The 15,272-nt window shown below is 53.5% G+C and carries 16 protein-coding genes; 11 read left to right on the top strand and 5 right to left on the bottom strand.

All coding sequences use genetic code 11. The annotated features are described in order from the left end of the window. The first annotated feature begins 4 nt into the window (after positions 1-4). Positions 5-475, top strand: a complete 471-nt coding sequence (locus AC2T28_RS08145) for a transglycosylase SLT domain-containing protein (RefSeq protein WP_486748475.1) — start codon at positions 5-7, stop codon at positions 473-475. Between the two features lie 34 nt (positions 476-509). On the opposite strand, the gene aqpZ is transcribed toward AC2T28_RS08145, so the two are convergent. After that, complete coding sequence (aqpZ, locus tag AC2T28_RS08150; RefSeq protein ID WP_486748476.1) at positions 510-1,199, bottom strand: aquaporin Z; 690 nt, start codon at positions 1,197-1,199, stop codon at positions 510-512. 232 nt (positions 1,200-1,431) lie between these two features. On the opposite strand from aqpZ, the gene AC2T28_RS08155 reads away from it, so the two are divergent. Continuing rightward, positions 1,432-3,390: a bifunctional 2',3'-cyclic-nucleotide 2'-phosphodiesterase/3'-nucleotidase gene (locus tag AC2T28_RS08155; RefSeq protein WP_486748477.1), complete on the top strand. Its 1,959-nt coding sequence runs from the start codon at positions 1,432-1,434 to the stop codon at positions 3,388-3,390. 46 nt (positions 3,391-3,436) lie between these two features. Here the strand turns inward: AC2T28_RS08155 and AC2T28_RS08160 are convergent, their stop codons facing one another. Further along, positions 3,437-4,339 carry a LysR family transcriptional regulator gene (locus tag AC2T28_RS08160; protein ID WP_486748478.1) on the bottom strand — a complete coding sequence of 301 codons (903 nt, stop codon included), beginning with the start codon at positions 4,337-4,339 and terminating at the stop codon, positions 3,437-3,439. Positions 4,340-4,459: 120 nt separating this feature from the next. Here AC2T28_RS08160 and AC2T28_RS08165 point away from each other — a divergent pair, with 120 nt between their 5' ends. The 4 genes from AC2T28_RS08165 (at position 4,460) to AC2T28_RS08180 (ending at position 7,232) form a co-directional block, all read left to right on the top strand. After that, a complete protein-coding gene (locus AC2T28_RS08165; protein WP_486748479.1) occupies positions 4,460-5,122 on the top strand; it encodes an NAD(P)-dependent oxidoreductase in 663 nt (220 codons plus the stop codon). A 59-nt stretch (positions 5,123-5,181) separates the two neighbouring features. Then, complete coding sequence (locus tag AC2T28_RS08170) at positions 5,182-5,799, top strand: glutathione S-transferase (RefSeq protein ID WP_486748480.1); 618 nt, start codon at positions 5,182-5,184, stop codon at positions 5,797-5,799. Between the two features lie 32 nt (positions 5,800-5,831). Then, positions 5,832-6,161, top strand: a complete 330-nt coding sequence (locus AC2T28_RS08175; RefSeq protein ID WP_486748481.1) for a hypothetical protein — start codon at positions 5,832-5,834, stop codon at positions 6,159-6,161. A gap of 222 nt (positions 6,162-6,383) precedes the next feature. Further along, complete coding sequence (locus AC2T28_RS08180; protein WP_486748482.1) at positions 6,384-7,232, top strand: flagellin N-terminal helical domain-containing protein; 849 nt, start codon at positions 6,384-6,386, stop codon at positions 7,230-7,232. Between the two features lie 174 nt (positions 7,233-7,406). Here the strand turns inward: AC2T28_RS08180 and tig are convergent, their stop codons facing one another. From tig to AC2T28_RS08195, 3 genes are all read right to left on the bottom strand, one after another. Continuing rightward, the gene (tig, locus tag AC2T28_RS08185; protein ID WP_486748956.1) at positions 7,407-8,741 is read right to left on the bottom strand and encodes a trigger factor; all 1,335 of its coding nucleotides are present in this window, start codon (positions 8,739-8,741) and stop codon (positions 7,407-7,409) included. Between the two features lie 207 nt (positions 8,742-8,948). Then, positions 8,949-10,067, bottom strand: a complete 1,119-nt coding sequence (locus AC2T28_RS08190; protein ID WP_486748483.1) for a porin — start codon at positions 10,065-10,067, stop codon at positions 8,949-8,951. A gap of 362 nt (positions 10,068-10,429) precedes the next feature. Further along, positions 10,430-11,536 carry a porin gene (locus AC2T28_RS08195; protein WP_486748484.1) on the bottom strand — a complete coding sequence of 369 codons (1,107 nt, stop codon included), beginning with the start codon at positions 11,534-11,536 and terminating at the stop codon, positions 10,430-10,432. 178 nt (positions 11,537-11,714) lie between these two features. Here AC2T28_RS08195 and AC2T28_RS08200 point away from each other — a divergent pair, with 178 nt between their 5' ends. From AC2T28_RS08200 to AC2T28_RS08220, 5 genes are all read left to right on the top strand, one after another. Beyond that, positions 11,715-12,305, top strand: coding sequence for an exonuclease domain-containing protein (locus AC2T28_RS08200; protein WP_486748485.1), 591 nt, complete (start codon positions 11,715-11,717; stop codon positions 12,303-12,305). 332 nt (positions 12,306-12,637) lie between these two features. Next, entirely contained in the window at positions 12,638-13,486 is an 849-nt protein-coding gene (locus tag AC2T28_RS08205; protein ID WP_486748486.1) for a flagellin N-terminal helical domain-containing protein, read from the top strand. A gap of 209 nt (positions 13,487-13,695) precedes the next feature. Next, positions 13,696-14,265 carry a helix-turn-helix domain-containing protein gene (locus AC2T28_RS08210; protein ID WP_486748957.1) on the top strand — a complete coding sequence of 190 codons (570 nt, stop codon included), beginning with the start codon at positions 13,696-13,698 and terminating at the stop codon, positions 14,263-14,265. Positions 14,266-14,269: 4 nt separating this feature from the next. Then, positions 14,270-14,893, top strand: coding sequence for a LysE family translocator (locus tag AC2T28_RS08215; RefSeq protein ID WP_486748487.1), 624 nt, complete (start codon positions 14,270-14,272; stop codon positions 14,891-14,893). A 3-nt stretch (positions 14,894-14,896) separates the two neighbouring features. Beyond that, positions 14,897-15,271, top strand: coding sequence for a GFA family protein (locus AC2T28_RS08220; protein ID WP_486748488.1), 375 nt, complete (start codon positions 14,897-14,899; stop codon positions 15,269-15,271). Position 15,272 lies beyond the last annotated feature (1 nt).

Here is a 15,272-nt window from a genome sequence, read left to right on the forward strand (position 1 = left end):
AGAGATGAGACGCCGAACAGTATTGGGCCTAACCGCCCTGCCCATTCTTATTGCCGCCTGCAGTGGTGGACATGCTGGCCCGACAGAAGAAGAGTTCAATCCGCCGCTCCACCCCAATGAAACGCCGGAACTGCGTGCGCAGATCAACCATTGGGCAGACCACTACGAGGTGCCACGTGCACTGGTCCATCGCTTGGCCATTCGCGAAAGCACGCACAGGCCATGGGCGATTAATCGGCCCTATTATGGATTGTTGCAAATCCTGCCAGCAACAGCCCGCTCCATGGGGTTCAAAGGTCAGCCCAAGGACCTGTTGGATGCCAATACCAACCTGGAATTTGCCGTAAAATACCTGCGTGGAGCCTGGCTAATCTCTGATGGCAGCCAGGACATGGCGGTCAAACACTATTCGCGCGGCTACTGGCACGAGGCCAAAAAACGCGGCATGCTGAAAGAAACCGGATTGGTAAATTGATAGTTGGCGCAGCCTGTTCGCTGCGCCAATTTTCTTAGTCTTCCGGGCTGAGAAGTTTCCAGATTACCGCCCCCAGCACTGCGCCTGCCAATGGCGCCAGCCAGAACAACCAAAGCTGCGCCAAGGCAGGCCCGTCTGCAAACAAGGCCACACCGGTTGAGCGTGCTGGGTTCACCGAGGTATTGGTGACAGGGATCGAAATCAGATGGATCAGTGTCAGGCCCAAGCCTATGGCAATAGGGGCAAACCCCGCCGGTGCCCCGGCAGATGTGGCGCCTAAGATAATGATCAGGAATGCCGCAGTCATGACAACCTCGGTCACCAGTGCGGCTGTCATGCCATAGCCCTGCGGTGAAGCTTCACCATAGCCATTTGACGCAAATCCCCCGACGCCGCTAAATCCGGCTCCGTCTGAGACGATAAGGTAGAGTATAACCGAGGCGGCGATGGCGCCACCAAGCTGTGCCCCCCAATAGGGCAACAGATTCTTTGCCTCGAAACGCCCCCCAACCATCAGGCCAAGCGAAACCGCAGGATTGAAGTGGCCACCGGATATATGACCAACGGTATAGGCCATGGTCAGCACCGTCAGGCCAAACGCCAGGCTGACACCCAGCCAACCGATACCAACATCCGCAACACCTGCCGCCAGCACTGCGCTGCCACAGCCGCCCAGTACAAGCCAGAAAGTACCAATAAATTCTGCCAACAACTTCTTTGACATAACGTGTCTCCTGAAAAAACTGTGACACGGACATAGCACACTTTTTAGGAAACCCAGAGAGAACTGTTTCCCGTACTTTCCACGGCTGTGTCAGATTCGCTTGAACACATCAGAACGACCAATTTGTGCTTACGCAGCGATGCTCCAATCCACTGCAATAAGAATGTCATAGGCAACAGCTAATCTTCTGATATCGTGATCCGATAACGATAACGTTTTTTGGGAGTTTACCATGCCTATCACCCTTGACCGCCGGTCCTTTTTGGCCGGATCTGCCGGCTTGATCGCGCTACATCCGTTTTCAGTTCAGGCTGCCGCCAACCAAGTTCATCTGCGACTGATGGAAACCACCGATCTGCACGTGCATGTGTTCCCGTATGATTATTATGCCGACAAACCGCGGGACACTGTTGGTCTGGCCCGCACCGCGTCGATTGTGAAAGAAATCCGCGCCGAGGCCACCAACTCGCTGCTGCTGGACAATGGTGACTTTCTGCAGGGTAACCCGATGGGAGACTACATCGCCTATGAGCGCGGCATGAAAGAGGGTGACATGCACCCGGTAATCGCCGCGATGAACACGCTGGGCTTTGAGGCCTCGACCCTGGGCAATCACGAGTTCAATTACGGGCTCGATTTCCTGATGAAGTCGCTGGCCGGGGCAAACTACCCGGTGGTCTGCGCCAATATCTCAACCGAGACCGGTGCTGGTCCGCGTGACGACAAGACCTTGTTGCCACCCTACGTGATGATCGAGCGTGAGCTGACAGATGGGGCTGGCAATGCTCATCCGATCAAGATCGGGCTGATTGGTTTTGTGCCACCACAGGTAATGAACTGGGACCGCCGCCATCTGGAAGGCAAGGTACAGGCGCGTGACATTCTGGAATGTGCCCGCGCCTATGTCCCCGAGATGAAGGAGAAAGGTGCTGATATCATCATCGCTCTGTCCCACTCGGGTATTGGTTCGGCGGATGAAACAGAAGGTATGGAGAATGCCTCGGTTCCATTGGCAGCTGTTGAGGGCATTGATGCCATCATGACCGGACACAGCCACCTTGTGTTCCCCTCCTCCAAATATGCTGACTTTGCCGGTGTGGACGCCGACAAGGGCACTATCCACGGCAAACCTGCCACCATGGGCGGGTTCTGGGGCAGTCATCTGGGCCTGATTGACCTGATGCTAGAGCGTGATGGCAATGGCTGGCGTGTGGTTGGGCATGGCTCTGAGGCTCGTCCGATTTCCAAGCGCAACGAAGACCGCAGCTACACAGCTTTGGTTGAAGATGATGCTGCGGTTCTTGCAGCTGTGGCAACCGAGCATGAAGAGACGCTGGCTTATGTGCGCCGCGCGGTGGGTAAAACAGACGCGCCGCTGCACAGCTATTTTGCGCTGGTGGCGGATGATCCTTCGGTGCAGATCGTGTCCAAGGCCCAGCAATGGTACATAGGCGAGATGCTGAAGGGCACCGAATACGAAGGCCTGCCCATTCTATCGGCCGCGGCTCCGTTCAAGGCAGGTGGCCGAGGCGGACCCGAGTATTACACCGACGTGCCCAAGGGCGATGTGGCGATCAAGAACGTCGCAGATCTGTACCTCTACCCAAATACAGCGCGTGCGGTTCTAGTGTCGGGCCAACAGGTCAAAGACTGGCTGGAGCGTTCGGCTGGGATCTTTAATCAGGTTGAAGTTGGCAAAGGCGATCAGGTGCTGCTGAACCCATCCTTCCCAAGCTACAACTTTGATGTGATCGACGGGGTGACCTACCAGATCGACCTATCGCAGCCGTCGAAGTTTGGCCCCAAGGGTGAACCTGGTGATGACAGCGCCAACCGGATTGTGAACCTGATGTATAATGGGGAACCACTGGATCTGGACGCTCAGTTCATCATCGCCACCAACAACTATCGCGCCAGCGGCGGTGGCAAGTTCCCGGGTGCCATGGGTGATACCATCGTGTTCGAAGGCCCCGACACCAACCGCGACGTGATTGTGCGCTATATTGTTGAAAACGGTACCATCAGCCCACGCGCCGATTCCAACTGGTCCTTTGCCCCCCTGCCCGGCACCTCGGTGTTGTTTGATACTGGGCCCAAGGCAAATGATTATGTCGACAGCGTTGAGGGCATGAAGATCGCGCCTGCTGGCGAAGGCCCCGAGGGCTTTGCGCGGTTCAAGATCGATCTGTGATCTAAACAGACAGAGACAAGAAAGGCCGTGCATCAGCGCGGCCTTTTTAACGGTAAGTCCTGTTTTCTGAGAAATGCTCGACCAGCAAGTCAAAGACCATTCTGATACGTCGACTGCTGTGTAGCTCGCGATGGGTCACCAACCAAACCGGCACATCAAACGGCTCCATATCGGGGAACACCGGTTCGACACCTTCAGTGCTTTGCCCCACATCGTCGGTCATGACCGCAAGGCCCAAGCCAGCTTTGACCATTTCCCATAATGTAACACTGCTGCTGCAAATCATTTTGTAGTTCGCCCGTGTCAAATGTAGGCCACGCCCTGTCAGGACTCGTACAGATCGCAGGTAATGATCCTGCCCGATGAAATCCACGCCGGTTAGATCCTGATCGACATCGGGTCGCCCGATCCGATCCAGATAGGTAGAGGCCGCATAAAGCCGCGCCTGCGTTTGCCCAAGTTTCTTTGCAATCAGGTCAGGCTGTTCAGGCTGCACGTGACGAATAGCAATATCCGCCTCGCGTCCAATCAAATCGCTGACATCATTTTCCGCCACCAGTCTTATTTCAACGTCTGGCACCTGCTGTCTTAGCTTCTCGATAACGGGCGGAAGAAGATAGGCCATCATGACTTCGGTTGCGGTGATGCACACTTCACCTTCGACCACTTGCGATTGACCAGACGCGGTCAGCGAGATCTGCCCCGCAGCCTGCAGCATAGCACGGGCTTGGTCTACCAGCTCCAACCCCGCTTGGGTCAGATCCATCCGTCGCGCGCCACGCTCAAACAGCAACACACCCAAATCCGTCTCAAGCGCCGCAATTTGTCGGCCCAGAGTTGGCTGCGTCAGCCCAAGTACGCGGGCCGCGGCCGAGAATGAGCCTTCATCCACGGTAGCCAAGAAAGCACGTATTTGATTCCAGTCGAAAGAGACAGATTTCCATTCCATGCATTTTTGTATGCCAGAAGTGCAATCCTTGGCAATTCCCATACGCACACAGCGAACCTATTTGGGTCATGAAACAGACGCAGCTTTGCGTCTTATGGATACTGACCAAGGACCAATACAATGACTACACAAAATCTGGTTATTTTCGGAGCCTCTGGAAACTGCGGCCAATGGGCTGCCAAATCTGCCCTTGCGCAGGGATATAATGTACGCGCCCTTATACGGCCCGGTTCCAAGGCAGAATTACCTGACGGCGTAGAGATCATGCACGGAGAGGTGATGGATGCAGACACGGTAGAACGCGCGATGCAGGGGCAGGACGCTGTATTGTCCTGTTTGGGTATAAAACGAAAGTCCGCCACAAATCCCTGGTCACCTGTGGTTTCGCCTATCGATCTAGCCGAACAAAGCGCCAAGAACATCGTCGCCGCGATGAAGGCGCACGGCGTCAAACGGGTAGTGTCAATCAGCGCGGCTGGCGTTGCGGACAGTTGGCCCCATATTAGCCCGGTGATGCGGTTTATGATCCGATCCAGCAATATTTCCGTTGCCTATCGTGATCTGGCCAAGATGGAGCAGGTATATAAAGACAGTGGGCTGGATAGCCTAGCCCTTCGCCCAGTCACTCTGGTCGACGGTGAACCGACCGGCGAGACCAAAACTGTTGACCGCTACCGACTGTCCTCAAAAATCAGCAGAAGTGATGTCGGCAACTATATGGTGCAGTCTGTTGCTCGTAAGGCGCCCTTCTCTGCCCCGGCCGAGATGATCAGCTCTACATAGTCTTGCGGGATCCAGTGGCGGGTTATATTGTCCGGTGACTGTACGACAAGGCACTGACAATGACCTCCACACTCTATTCCTTTCGCCGATGTCCCTATGCCATGCGGGCACGACTGGCGCTGGCCTCGTCTGGTCATCAGGTTGAACTGCGCGAGGTGGTGCTGCGCGACAAACCTGCGGCGTTTCTTGATGTCTCACCCAGTGCGACGGTGCCATGTTTGGTTTCAACGGATGGTGTAATCGACGAAAGCCTGGACGTCATGACATGGGCCCTGCGCCAATCCGACCCCGAGGGTTGGCTGGATATGCCCGCTGAAGGCTGGAATTGGATCGAACGCGCAGACGGCCCATTCAAAAGCGCATTAGACCGCACTAAGTATGCTAGCCGGTATCCAGAGATCGATGCATCGGAGCAGCGCAATCTGGCTAGTGCGTTTCTGAGCGAACTGGATCAGCAGATTGATACCTGGATTTTTGAGGCTCCGGCTATTGCCGATTATGCCATTCTGCCCTTTGTTCGACAGTTTGCATTCATCGACAAAGCTTGGTTCGATGCGCAGCACTGGCCGAACCTGCAGGCTTGGCTCGAGAACTTCCTAATTTCGGACCGCTTTGCCGCGATCATGTCAAAGTACCCTCAATGGGTAGAGGGCGACGACGGCGTTGCTTTTCCCTAAAAGTTCGATCCACACTTCAACTAGAGAGTGTGATGAAACGCCCGGCAACACGTCATGAAGTAACAATGCGTTTGTCAAAATTGCTGATTCCTTACGAAAAACCCCCATTTGCAAGGCCATCTCCAGGTTTTCGAATTGAAAGTGGAGCTTTTGTTAGGGTTTCAAACCAATGCAGAAAACCCCAAGTGCCCTATTTCGGACACAATGCCGACACAGGCAAACTCACACCAAATCATATCAAGCCATTGAAATTAAAAATCTATTTGACAAGTCTGGGGATACTAATCCGCCACATTTCAACAGCTTTTCCGGGAAAATACGGGTTCCCAGAAGATGAAGATCAATTTTTCACAGTTCTTTAAGAAGCTGAACAGCCGCAATTAGGGTCCTGTTAACACTTAACGCCCAAATATGAATGTGCACTCTGGGTGGGGTGGCGCAAATAAGTTGAGTGGAAATGCAACCAACCGATAATAGGTTGGGTAAGTGCAAAACAACTATTCGCATAAGTCAGAACGGCATTTTTAAGGCCACTAAAGGCCGAAACTGCGTGGGGGAGCCTACGCAAACAAGGAAGTTATGACATGACCAGCATTCTGACAAACAACGGCGCAATGGTTGCACTGCAGACTCTTCAGTCGGTAAACAACGACCTGGGTGATACACAAAACCAGATCGCAACCGGTAAAAAAGTTGGCTCGGCCAGCGACAACGCCGCCGTATGGGCAATTTCCAAGACTATGGAATCTGATGTTGCAGGCTTTGAAGCCATCTCTGAAAGCCTGGCCGTAGGTGAAGCGACTGTTTCTGTTGCCTCAGCCGGTGCCGAGCAGATCGTTGAAAAACTGACTGAAATCAAAGAACTGATCGTTTCCGCTCAGTCCGAGAACGTTGACCACGCCAAGATCCAGGACGACATCACTAAGAAAAGTGAACAGGTTGCTGCCATCATCGGCGCTGCTCAGTTCAACGGTGCGAACCTGCTGGCAACCGACGTTGATGGTGCTGGTGCAACCAGCGTAGGTGTTCTGGCCTCGCTTGACCGTGTTGGCCCAACAGGTACTCCAACAGCGACTGAAATCAGCGTTGCAACCGTTGATTTTGAGGCCAACGTTGACCTGGCGTCCAACCTGACAGCCATCACAGACAGTGCAACTGCCGCGACTGCTTTGGGTGAAATCGAAGCCTTCCTGACCACAGCCATCGATGGTGCTACTCAGCTGGGTGCTGACTCGGCCCGTCTTTCGGATCAGGGTGAATTTGTTTCGAAACTGACCGACGCCATGAAAACTGGTATCAGCGCTATGACTGACACCAACATGGAAGAAGCATCGGCTCGCCTGAAAGCTCTGCAGACACAGCAGCAGCTGGCTGTTCAGTCGCTGTCGATCGCCAACAGCGCGCCATCTTCGATGATGCAGTTGTTCCGCTAAGAACAGTATAATTCAGGGCGTTTAGGCGCCTTGGGTTTACAGTATAAGACAGCCAGGTCTGCTCGTCAGATCTGGCTTTTTTGCCGTTTGGTCACCGGTTTCAATGACCGAGGCAGCGCGACAAATAAAAAGGCCGCCCACTGGGCGGCCTTTTCAAATTCAATGGAAGAGGACTTACTCTTCTTCCAGTGCCTCAACGGCCTTTTGCAGGTCGTCTTTGGAAACTTCTTTTTCAGAAACTTCGGCCAGCTCGAACACATAGTCGATGACTTTGTCTTCAAAAATTGGCGCGCGCAGCTGCTGCTGCATCTGAGCATTTTTCTGAATGAATTCAAAGAACTCACGCTCTTGACCAGGATACTGACGGGCCTGAGCCATGATCGCCTGAGTCATTTCAGAGTCGGTTACTTCAACTTCTGCTTTTTGTCCCAGCTCTGCCAGCAGCAGGCCCAAACGCACGCGGCGTGTTGCCAGTGCATTGTGCTCGTCGGTGGTTTCGATCTCGGGGTGATCGTGGCCTTCAACTTCTGGGTTTTCTTCGTGCCACAGCTGATGAGCAATCTGACCAGCTTCAGCTTCAAGCAGCGATGGAGGCAGGTCAAATGAGACCAGTTTGTCCAGAGCGTCCAAAGTTGCACGCTTCATGACAGCGCGTGATGCACCAGCGTATTCAGCTTCCAGACGCTCGGAAATCTGAGACTTCAGACCTGCCAGGTCTTCGGCGCCGAATTTCTTGGCCAACTCGTCGTTCAGCTCGGCTGCAACTGGAGATTTGACTTCTTTTACTGTGCAAGCAAAGACAGCGTCTTTACCAGCCAGGTTTTCAGCGCCGTACTCAGCAGGGAAAGTGACTTTGACGTCTTTTTCTTCGCCAGCTTTCAGACCCACCAGCTGCTCTTCGAAGCCAGGGATGAAAGAGTTGGAACCCAAAGTCAGAGGGTAGTCTTCGCCTGCGCCGCCATCAAAGGCAACATCGTCGACTTTACCCAAGAAGTCGATGACAACCTGATCACCATCTTCTGAGGCAGCGCCTTCTTCACGTGCTGCAAAGTCCTGAGCGGTTTCGGCCAGGTTTGCCAGTGCTTCGTCAACGTCGGCTTCGCCAGCTTTGACAACCAGCTTCTCCAGCGAGATCGACTTCAGGTCGACTTCAGGAATTTCTGGAAGTGCTTCGTAGGACATGTCGACTTCAACGTCGCTGCCTGGCTTCCAGTTATCGCCGTCTTTCATTTCGACTTTTGGCTGCATCGCAGGACGATCGCCGCTGTCTTCGAAGTGCTTGTTCATGGCACCATCGATGGTTTCCTGCATCGCTTCGCCCATGAGACGCTCGCCATACTGCTTTTTCAGCAGCGCCATCGGGACTTTACCTTTGCGGAAGCCCTTCATTTCGATGGTTGGCTGAGCTTCAACCAGCTTTTCGTTTACCTTGGCGTCCAGTTCGGCAGCGGTAACGGTAATCGCATAGCCGCGTTTCAGACCTTCGTTCAGAGTCTCGGTGACCTGCATGTCATTCCCCATAGAGATTCGAGGCATGCACATAGGCATCCCCCCAGATAAATTTGACGCCTTGTATTTCTACTAGGCCCGTCGCGCAAGAGGCATTGGCCTTTGACAAGCATTGTTGAGCGGGAAAGGCCCTAATTCCCCCAAGAAATAAAAAACACGCCCCGCGAAGGGCGTGTTTGATTTCGTTTTGGCGCTAAGCAGTAGCGATTAGAATTTCCAGCGGGCGCCGGCCATGATGACGCTTGCATCGTTATAGCGTGTGGAGCTTGTGTCATCGTAGGAATAGTCGCGGTATGCGGCATAGACTTCGACATTGTGACTGTCGATTTTCTGAACCGCGGCGATGCCCCAAGATTTTGCAGAGTCGCCAGTCGACGACATGTCGGATCCATCATAGTAATCAACCGAGAACGAAGTCGAACCCAGTGATGTCAAATCTGCGGTATACCCCAGCTTGGCATAACCATAACTGCCGGAGATATCACGTTCACCCGCAGCAAGGGCCAACGAAATGCCGGTCGCTTTGTGCTCAAGTGCAACCGACCCAGCGATATCGCGATGATCTGCTTTGCCGGTTTCTTCGGTCCAGGCCGCACCCAGAGCTGCATCTAGTGCAAAGGCGCCCAAGTTTTCGTTGCCGTAACGAACCGCTACGTCATAAGTTTCACGGTCGTTATTGTCTTTCAGAATATCTGTACCGTAGGACGCAGACAAAGTGAAACCGTTCATGTTGACAGTGTCATAGCGAACACGACCCAGGCGGCTGCCGTCGTAGTCGGTGAACACATCACCAATTTCAACTGAACTCAGCGCACCGGTCGAAGTTCGGAAGGAATAGCCACCAGCCGAGTCAGCAACCGCTACACCAGCAATAACGCCGGTTCCTGATCGGTCACTGCCAGCGATTCCGTCCGAGGCCATCGAACCCTGACCAGCTGAGAAGCGACCAAATTGAGCCGTGTCGAACTGCAGATCAACGTGGCGAATGTTGGTGCGATCCCAGCTTAGTGTGTCGCCTGTTGATGTCTGGCTAACACCGTCAGATCCGCGAAGACCAAAGGCCGTTTCGAATTTAAACAGCAGTGTATTTTCGCCATAGGCCTGCTTCAGACGGAAACCAATCCGTGAGTTGGAACCCGAGTTATCAACCAAACGATTGTATGTCTCGGTGCCGTCATCAAATGACTGAAAGGACGGATCAAACTGGCCGTACCAGGTGAAACTTCCACCGGTGTCGTTTTCGTAAGTCGGGCCAGCAAAGGCAGGTGATGCGATGGCGACGGCAAGTGCGGCTGCACTGGCGCTTGCTGTGAATTTAGTGCTCATGAGTGAGTGCTCCTAGTTCCTCATAATAAGTCGGACACCCCTCGTTCCATCCATAAGGGGGCGACTTCGGAAACTGGGCTATCACGCGTTTTTTTTGATGCCGAGACTTGAAAAACAGATGGACGATTCAGGCGAGGTCAAATGGCAAAAAACCGCCCAATTGGTAACAAGCCTGTGAGACTTTCAGCTTTGTTTGCAAGGCATTATGTGAACCAGTTCACATAACTTCCGCTATCAGGGAGCACCTTTGCCGCACTGCAATCATGGCCGCAGAATCGACCGGCAGAGATTCGCTGAAAATGGGGCTCAAATAGAAAAACGCGCCCAGGATTATTGGGCGCGATTGGGATCTGAGTTTTGTCTTAGAATTTCCAGCGGGCACCAAACAGAACGGAATCGATGTCCTGATACGAGGTTAAAACCTCAGAGAATTCATAGCTGCGCAGGCCCAAGTAAGCTTCCATGTTTATACTGTCGATATTCTGCACGGCCCCGATGCCAAAGACACGGGTGGAGGACCCGCTGGTGTTAAAGTTGGAGCCATCATAGAGATCGACGGCCAGAGCGGTTTGTCCAATGGCAAACCAATCCCCTTTGTATCCCAGTTTGCCATAGACATAGTCTTCGCCGCTATCCCGGCTGCCGACCGCCATCGAGACATTGAACCCGCTGTCGAGCAATACGCTGAACGAACCGAATGTGTCATCTTGATCTACGCCGTTACGATCACGCCGTGAAAACCCAAGACCGCCGACCAGTTTGCCGCCGTTAAATTCATTCGCATAGCGCAGGGCAATGTCATAGAACTTGTCGTTGCTGTTGCTGGCCAGCACTTCCTCGCCTGCCGCAGCAGAAACCGTAAAGCCGTTGAAATCTGGGGTGTCATACCGCACCCTGCCCCGTCGCCCGCCATCAAAGCTGGACGTGACCGATCCGATCGACACAGTTGATAGCGCCCCCGCCGACGTTCGGAATGTAAAGGCACCGGCGGTATCACCAATGCCATTATAGAGAACCAGACTGGTGCTCGACAGATCGGTATCAGCCACCCCATCGGTCGCCATACTCCCCTGCCCCAGATAAAACTTGCCGTAAGTTCCACTGTCGTAAGCAAAATCGATCTTGCGCAGCTTTGTCCGGCTCCAGTCAATTCCCTTGGGTGTAGTTGTTTGGGTCACGGCATCAGACGCCCGCAGCCCCAACGCGGTTTCAAAGTTGAATGTGAACGTGCCGCTGCCCATTGGCTGGTTGACCCACATTCCAACCCGTGTGTTTGAATGCGCGCTGTCAACCAAAGTACTGGTACTCGTTACGCCATCATCCACCGATTGATAGGCGGGGTTGAATTGGCCATAGACAGACACAAAGCCACCCGAGTCGTTTTCATATCTCATTTCAGCCTGCGCTGACTGGGCAACCCCACCCAGCAAAGCCGCTGAAACCATCGAAGTCCTGAGAAACACTGTCATAACAAAACCTATACTGTTGAAATCAACTTCTTTTGGACAGGCGAACCATGAAATAAAGCGACGGGACAAAATCAGTCCGCTCCCTGCTCTATGTGAATCCCGACGACGCTGAAACTTGCTATTCGCTGTCCGTATACGGCACGATACAATGATATCACCCCATACTAAAGAGGCAGGGATGCACAGACAGTTGGATCTCTTTCATCAGGCCGAGGCAAAAGAACAAGCCCAGTGGCCTTTGTTCTCGCGCAGCTATCGGTTTGTGGCGCTTGATGTGGAAACAGCGAACGCCAGCAGTGACAGTATATGTCAACTGGGCCTTGCGATGGTTGCCCACGATGGTTCGTTTCAAACCGCCAGCTTCCTGATCGATCCCGAAGTACGATTCGCCAGTTTTAATGTCAGGCTACACGGAATCGGCGCCGAAACCGTGGCTGGTCAGCCTAGGTTTAATGACGTGATTGACCACTTGCGCGATTTTCTGGCTCGGCACCCCTTGGTTCAGCACAGTCAATTTGACCAAAAAGCCATCAGCGGTGCCTGCAAACGCTATGATCTGCCCAATCTAAAAGCCACCTGGTATAATAGTGTGCTTATTGCCCGCAAAGCCTGGCCCGAATTTCGCGGAAACGGCGGCCACGGTTTGGCAAATCTCAAGAAAGAACTCGGCCTAGACTTTAAGCACCATGACGCTGCCGAAGATGCCAAGGCAGCAGCCCAGGTTGTTTTGCTGGCAGAAGAGCAAATTGGGCACAATTTGATTGATTAACGAACAAGGCCCTTATCGGGCTTAAATCCATCATTTACTGGGCAAAATCGCACTTTCTATATCCGATCCGCCTTTATCTATGACGGCTCACCAGGCCAGCCTTGGGTCCAGCCCTATTTTATGGAAAATTCTCGAATTATCTGAGTGATAGTAATTTACGCTGTTAAGGTTTTGGTCGCAAACGACAGCTAAATCTCTCCATGCACCCGACACAAGGTGGCGCACAAGGCCAACGCCCAGATGCAAAGTCAGAAGACACCCATGAACGACCGTAAAGGTTGAACTTCAATTGGGGTCAAAATCCCCAGACTTTACTTCTAGGAGTACATACTATGACCAGCATTCTGACAAACAACGGTGCAATGGTAGCCCTGCAGACTCTGCAGTCTGTAAACAACGACCTGACCGATGCTCAGAACGAGATCTCCACTGGTAAACGTGTTGGATCCGCCAGCGACAATGCCGCTGTATGGGCAATTTCCAAAACCATGGAATCTGACATCGCTGGCTTTGAAGCCATTTCCGAAAGCCTGGCCGTAGGTGAAGCAACTGTTTCTGTTGCCTCAGCCGGTGCCGAACAAATCGTTGATAAACTGACAGAAATCAAAGAGCTGATTGTTTCTGCGCAATCCGAAAACGTTGATCACGCCAAGATCCAGGACGACATCACCAAGAAGAGCGAACAGGTTGCAGCCATCATTGGCGCTGCGCAGTTCAACGGTGCGAACCTGCTGGCGACTGACATCGACGGCAACACCACAACCAGCATGGGTGTTCTGGCCTCGCTTGACCGTGTAGGTGCAACTGGTACGCCAACCGCCACTGAAATCAGCATCGCAACTGTTGATTTTGAGGCCAACGTCGACCTAGTCGCCAACCTGACAGCAATCACCGACAGTGCAACAGCTGCGACCGCTTTGGGTGAAATCGAAACCTTCCTGACCACAGCCATCGACGGTGCTGCTCAGCTGGGTGCAGACAACGCGCGCCTGAAAGACCAAGGTGAGTTTGTTTCCAAGCTGACTGACTCGATGAAAATGGGTGTTAGCTCGATGACCGACACCAACATGGAAGAAGCATCGGCTCGTCTGAAAGCTCTGCAGACACAGCAGCAGCTGGCGGTTCAGTCACTGTCGATTGCAAACGGCGCACCATCCTCGCTGATGTCACTGTTCCGTTAAGTTCCATAGTCCGGGGCGCTCATGCGCCCCGGACTTCTACTGACTTGCTCAGTTTTTGAGCCTTCACCACCCACTGGGTGGCTTTGCTGTGTTCTGTGCTTGGGTTTTAGAGAAACTCGCAGCCGCGGCTGAAAAAGTACTGGATTTTTTCACCAAACCATACCATCGTGAAATTAGGACATCATTTTTCACCACATCAGGACAACGCCGTGAACAGCCAAGCTCCCCTCGGCGCAACTTTAGGCGCTGATCTTCGCGCTCTGCGAAAGGCGCGTGGACTGACATTAAGTGAAATCGCCACCAGGCTGGACCGGTCTGTGGGCTGGCTGAGCCAGGTAGAGCGGGATCTGTCGGAACCAACAATTTCCGACCTCCGCCAACTTGCCGCCTGTCTGGATGTGCCAATGTCGATGCTGTTTGGACATGCTCACGCCCCAGCAGACGAGCAAGGATATGTGGTTCGGGACGGCGCGCGGCGTCCGATGGGCGCCAGTGAAGAAGGCCTGATTGAGGAACTGCTATCGCCGGATCTGACCGACGACTTCGAAATGGTGCATTCGACCTTTCAAGCGCATTCAAAGATGCAGACAATGGCCGACCGGCCAACCCAGGAGGTGGGCTATATCATCTCTGGCTGCCTGGATCTGGAGATTGGCGGCCGTCGATTTACTGTGAACGCCGGTGACAGTTTCCGCATTCGACATGAACCCTATCGTTGGTCCAATCCTTATGATGAACCGGCTATTGCGATCTGGGTTATCGCGCCACCGGTCTATTGATGTCATGAGTTTTGAATCCTGGACCATATTTGCGCTGTTTTGGGTGGTCTTTGTTACTACCCCCGGCCCGAATGCAGTGAACTGCATCAGCAACGGTATGGCCTTGCCGTTTCCAAAAGCAATGATCGGGGTCTTGGCTATCCTGACCCAAGCCAGCCTGTTTCTTGTTCTGTCGGCTTTTGGTGTCACTGCACTCATTGCGGCGTCAGCAATCGGGTTCTTCATTGCCAAGCTGGTTGGCGCGGGTTTCCTGATCTATCTGGGAGTTCGCGGCTGGATGAATGCATCCAAGCCAGCCCCGGCAGCGGAACGCCCTGCCCGGCACGTCTATCTTCACGCTTTTGCGGTCGCCACAATCAACCCCAAAAGCGTCGCCGGATACCTGGCTGCGTTTTCCCAATTTGTGCAGCCGGATGTTCCAGTTTGGCAGCAAATGGGTGTGATCATGCCCACAGCGCTCACAATCACCGCCATAAGCTACACCAGCTTTACAGTAATCGGAGCGGGCTTGGGCCGTGCGGCGATGGCTGCTGTCTTTAACATATGGGTCCGCCGCATCATGGCGATCTGTTTTATTTTCTACGGGGTTCTGCTGGGCGCCAGCAGCACGCCCTCACTAAAAGGATAAGAGATGATCAAAGGATCCTGCCTCTGTGGTGACATCCAGTTTGAAACCGAAGCTGAACCGCAGGGCCCTTCCATGTGCCACTGCAGCCAGTGCCGCAAGCAGTCGGGTGGCATCTGGGCCTCGGCCCATGTTGATGACAACGACCTGACCATCACAGGCCCGGTCACCTGGTATGCCGCCAGCGATATTGCCAAACGCGGCGTCTGTTCACGCTGTGGCTCGTACCTGTTCTGGAAAGGCGCAGGTGAGGACACCATCAGTTTTGCCCTGGGCGCAGTTGACGGCGACACCGGCATCAAAATTGCCAAACACATCTTCGTTGCCTCCAAAGGTGACTATTACTACATCGCGGATGGAGTGCCGCAAGAGGAGGAGTAAG

It is taken from the genome of Parasedimentitalea nitratireducens, from assembly GCF_057444295.1.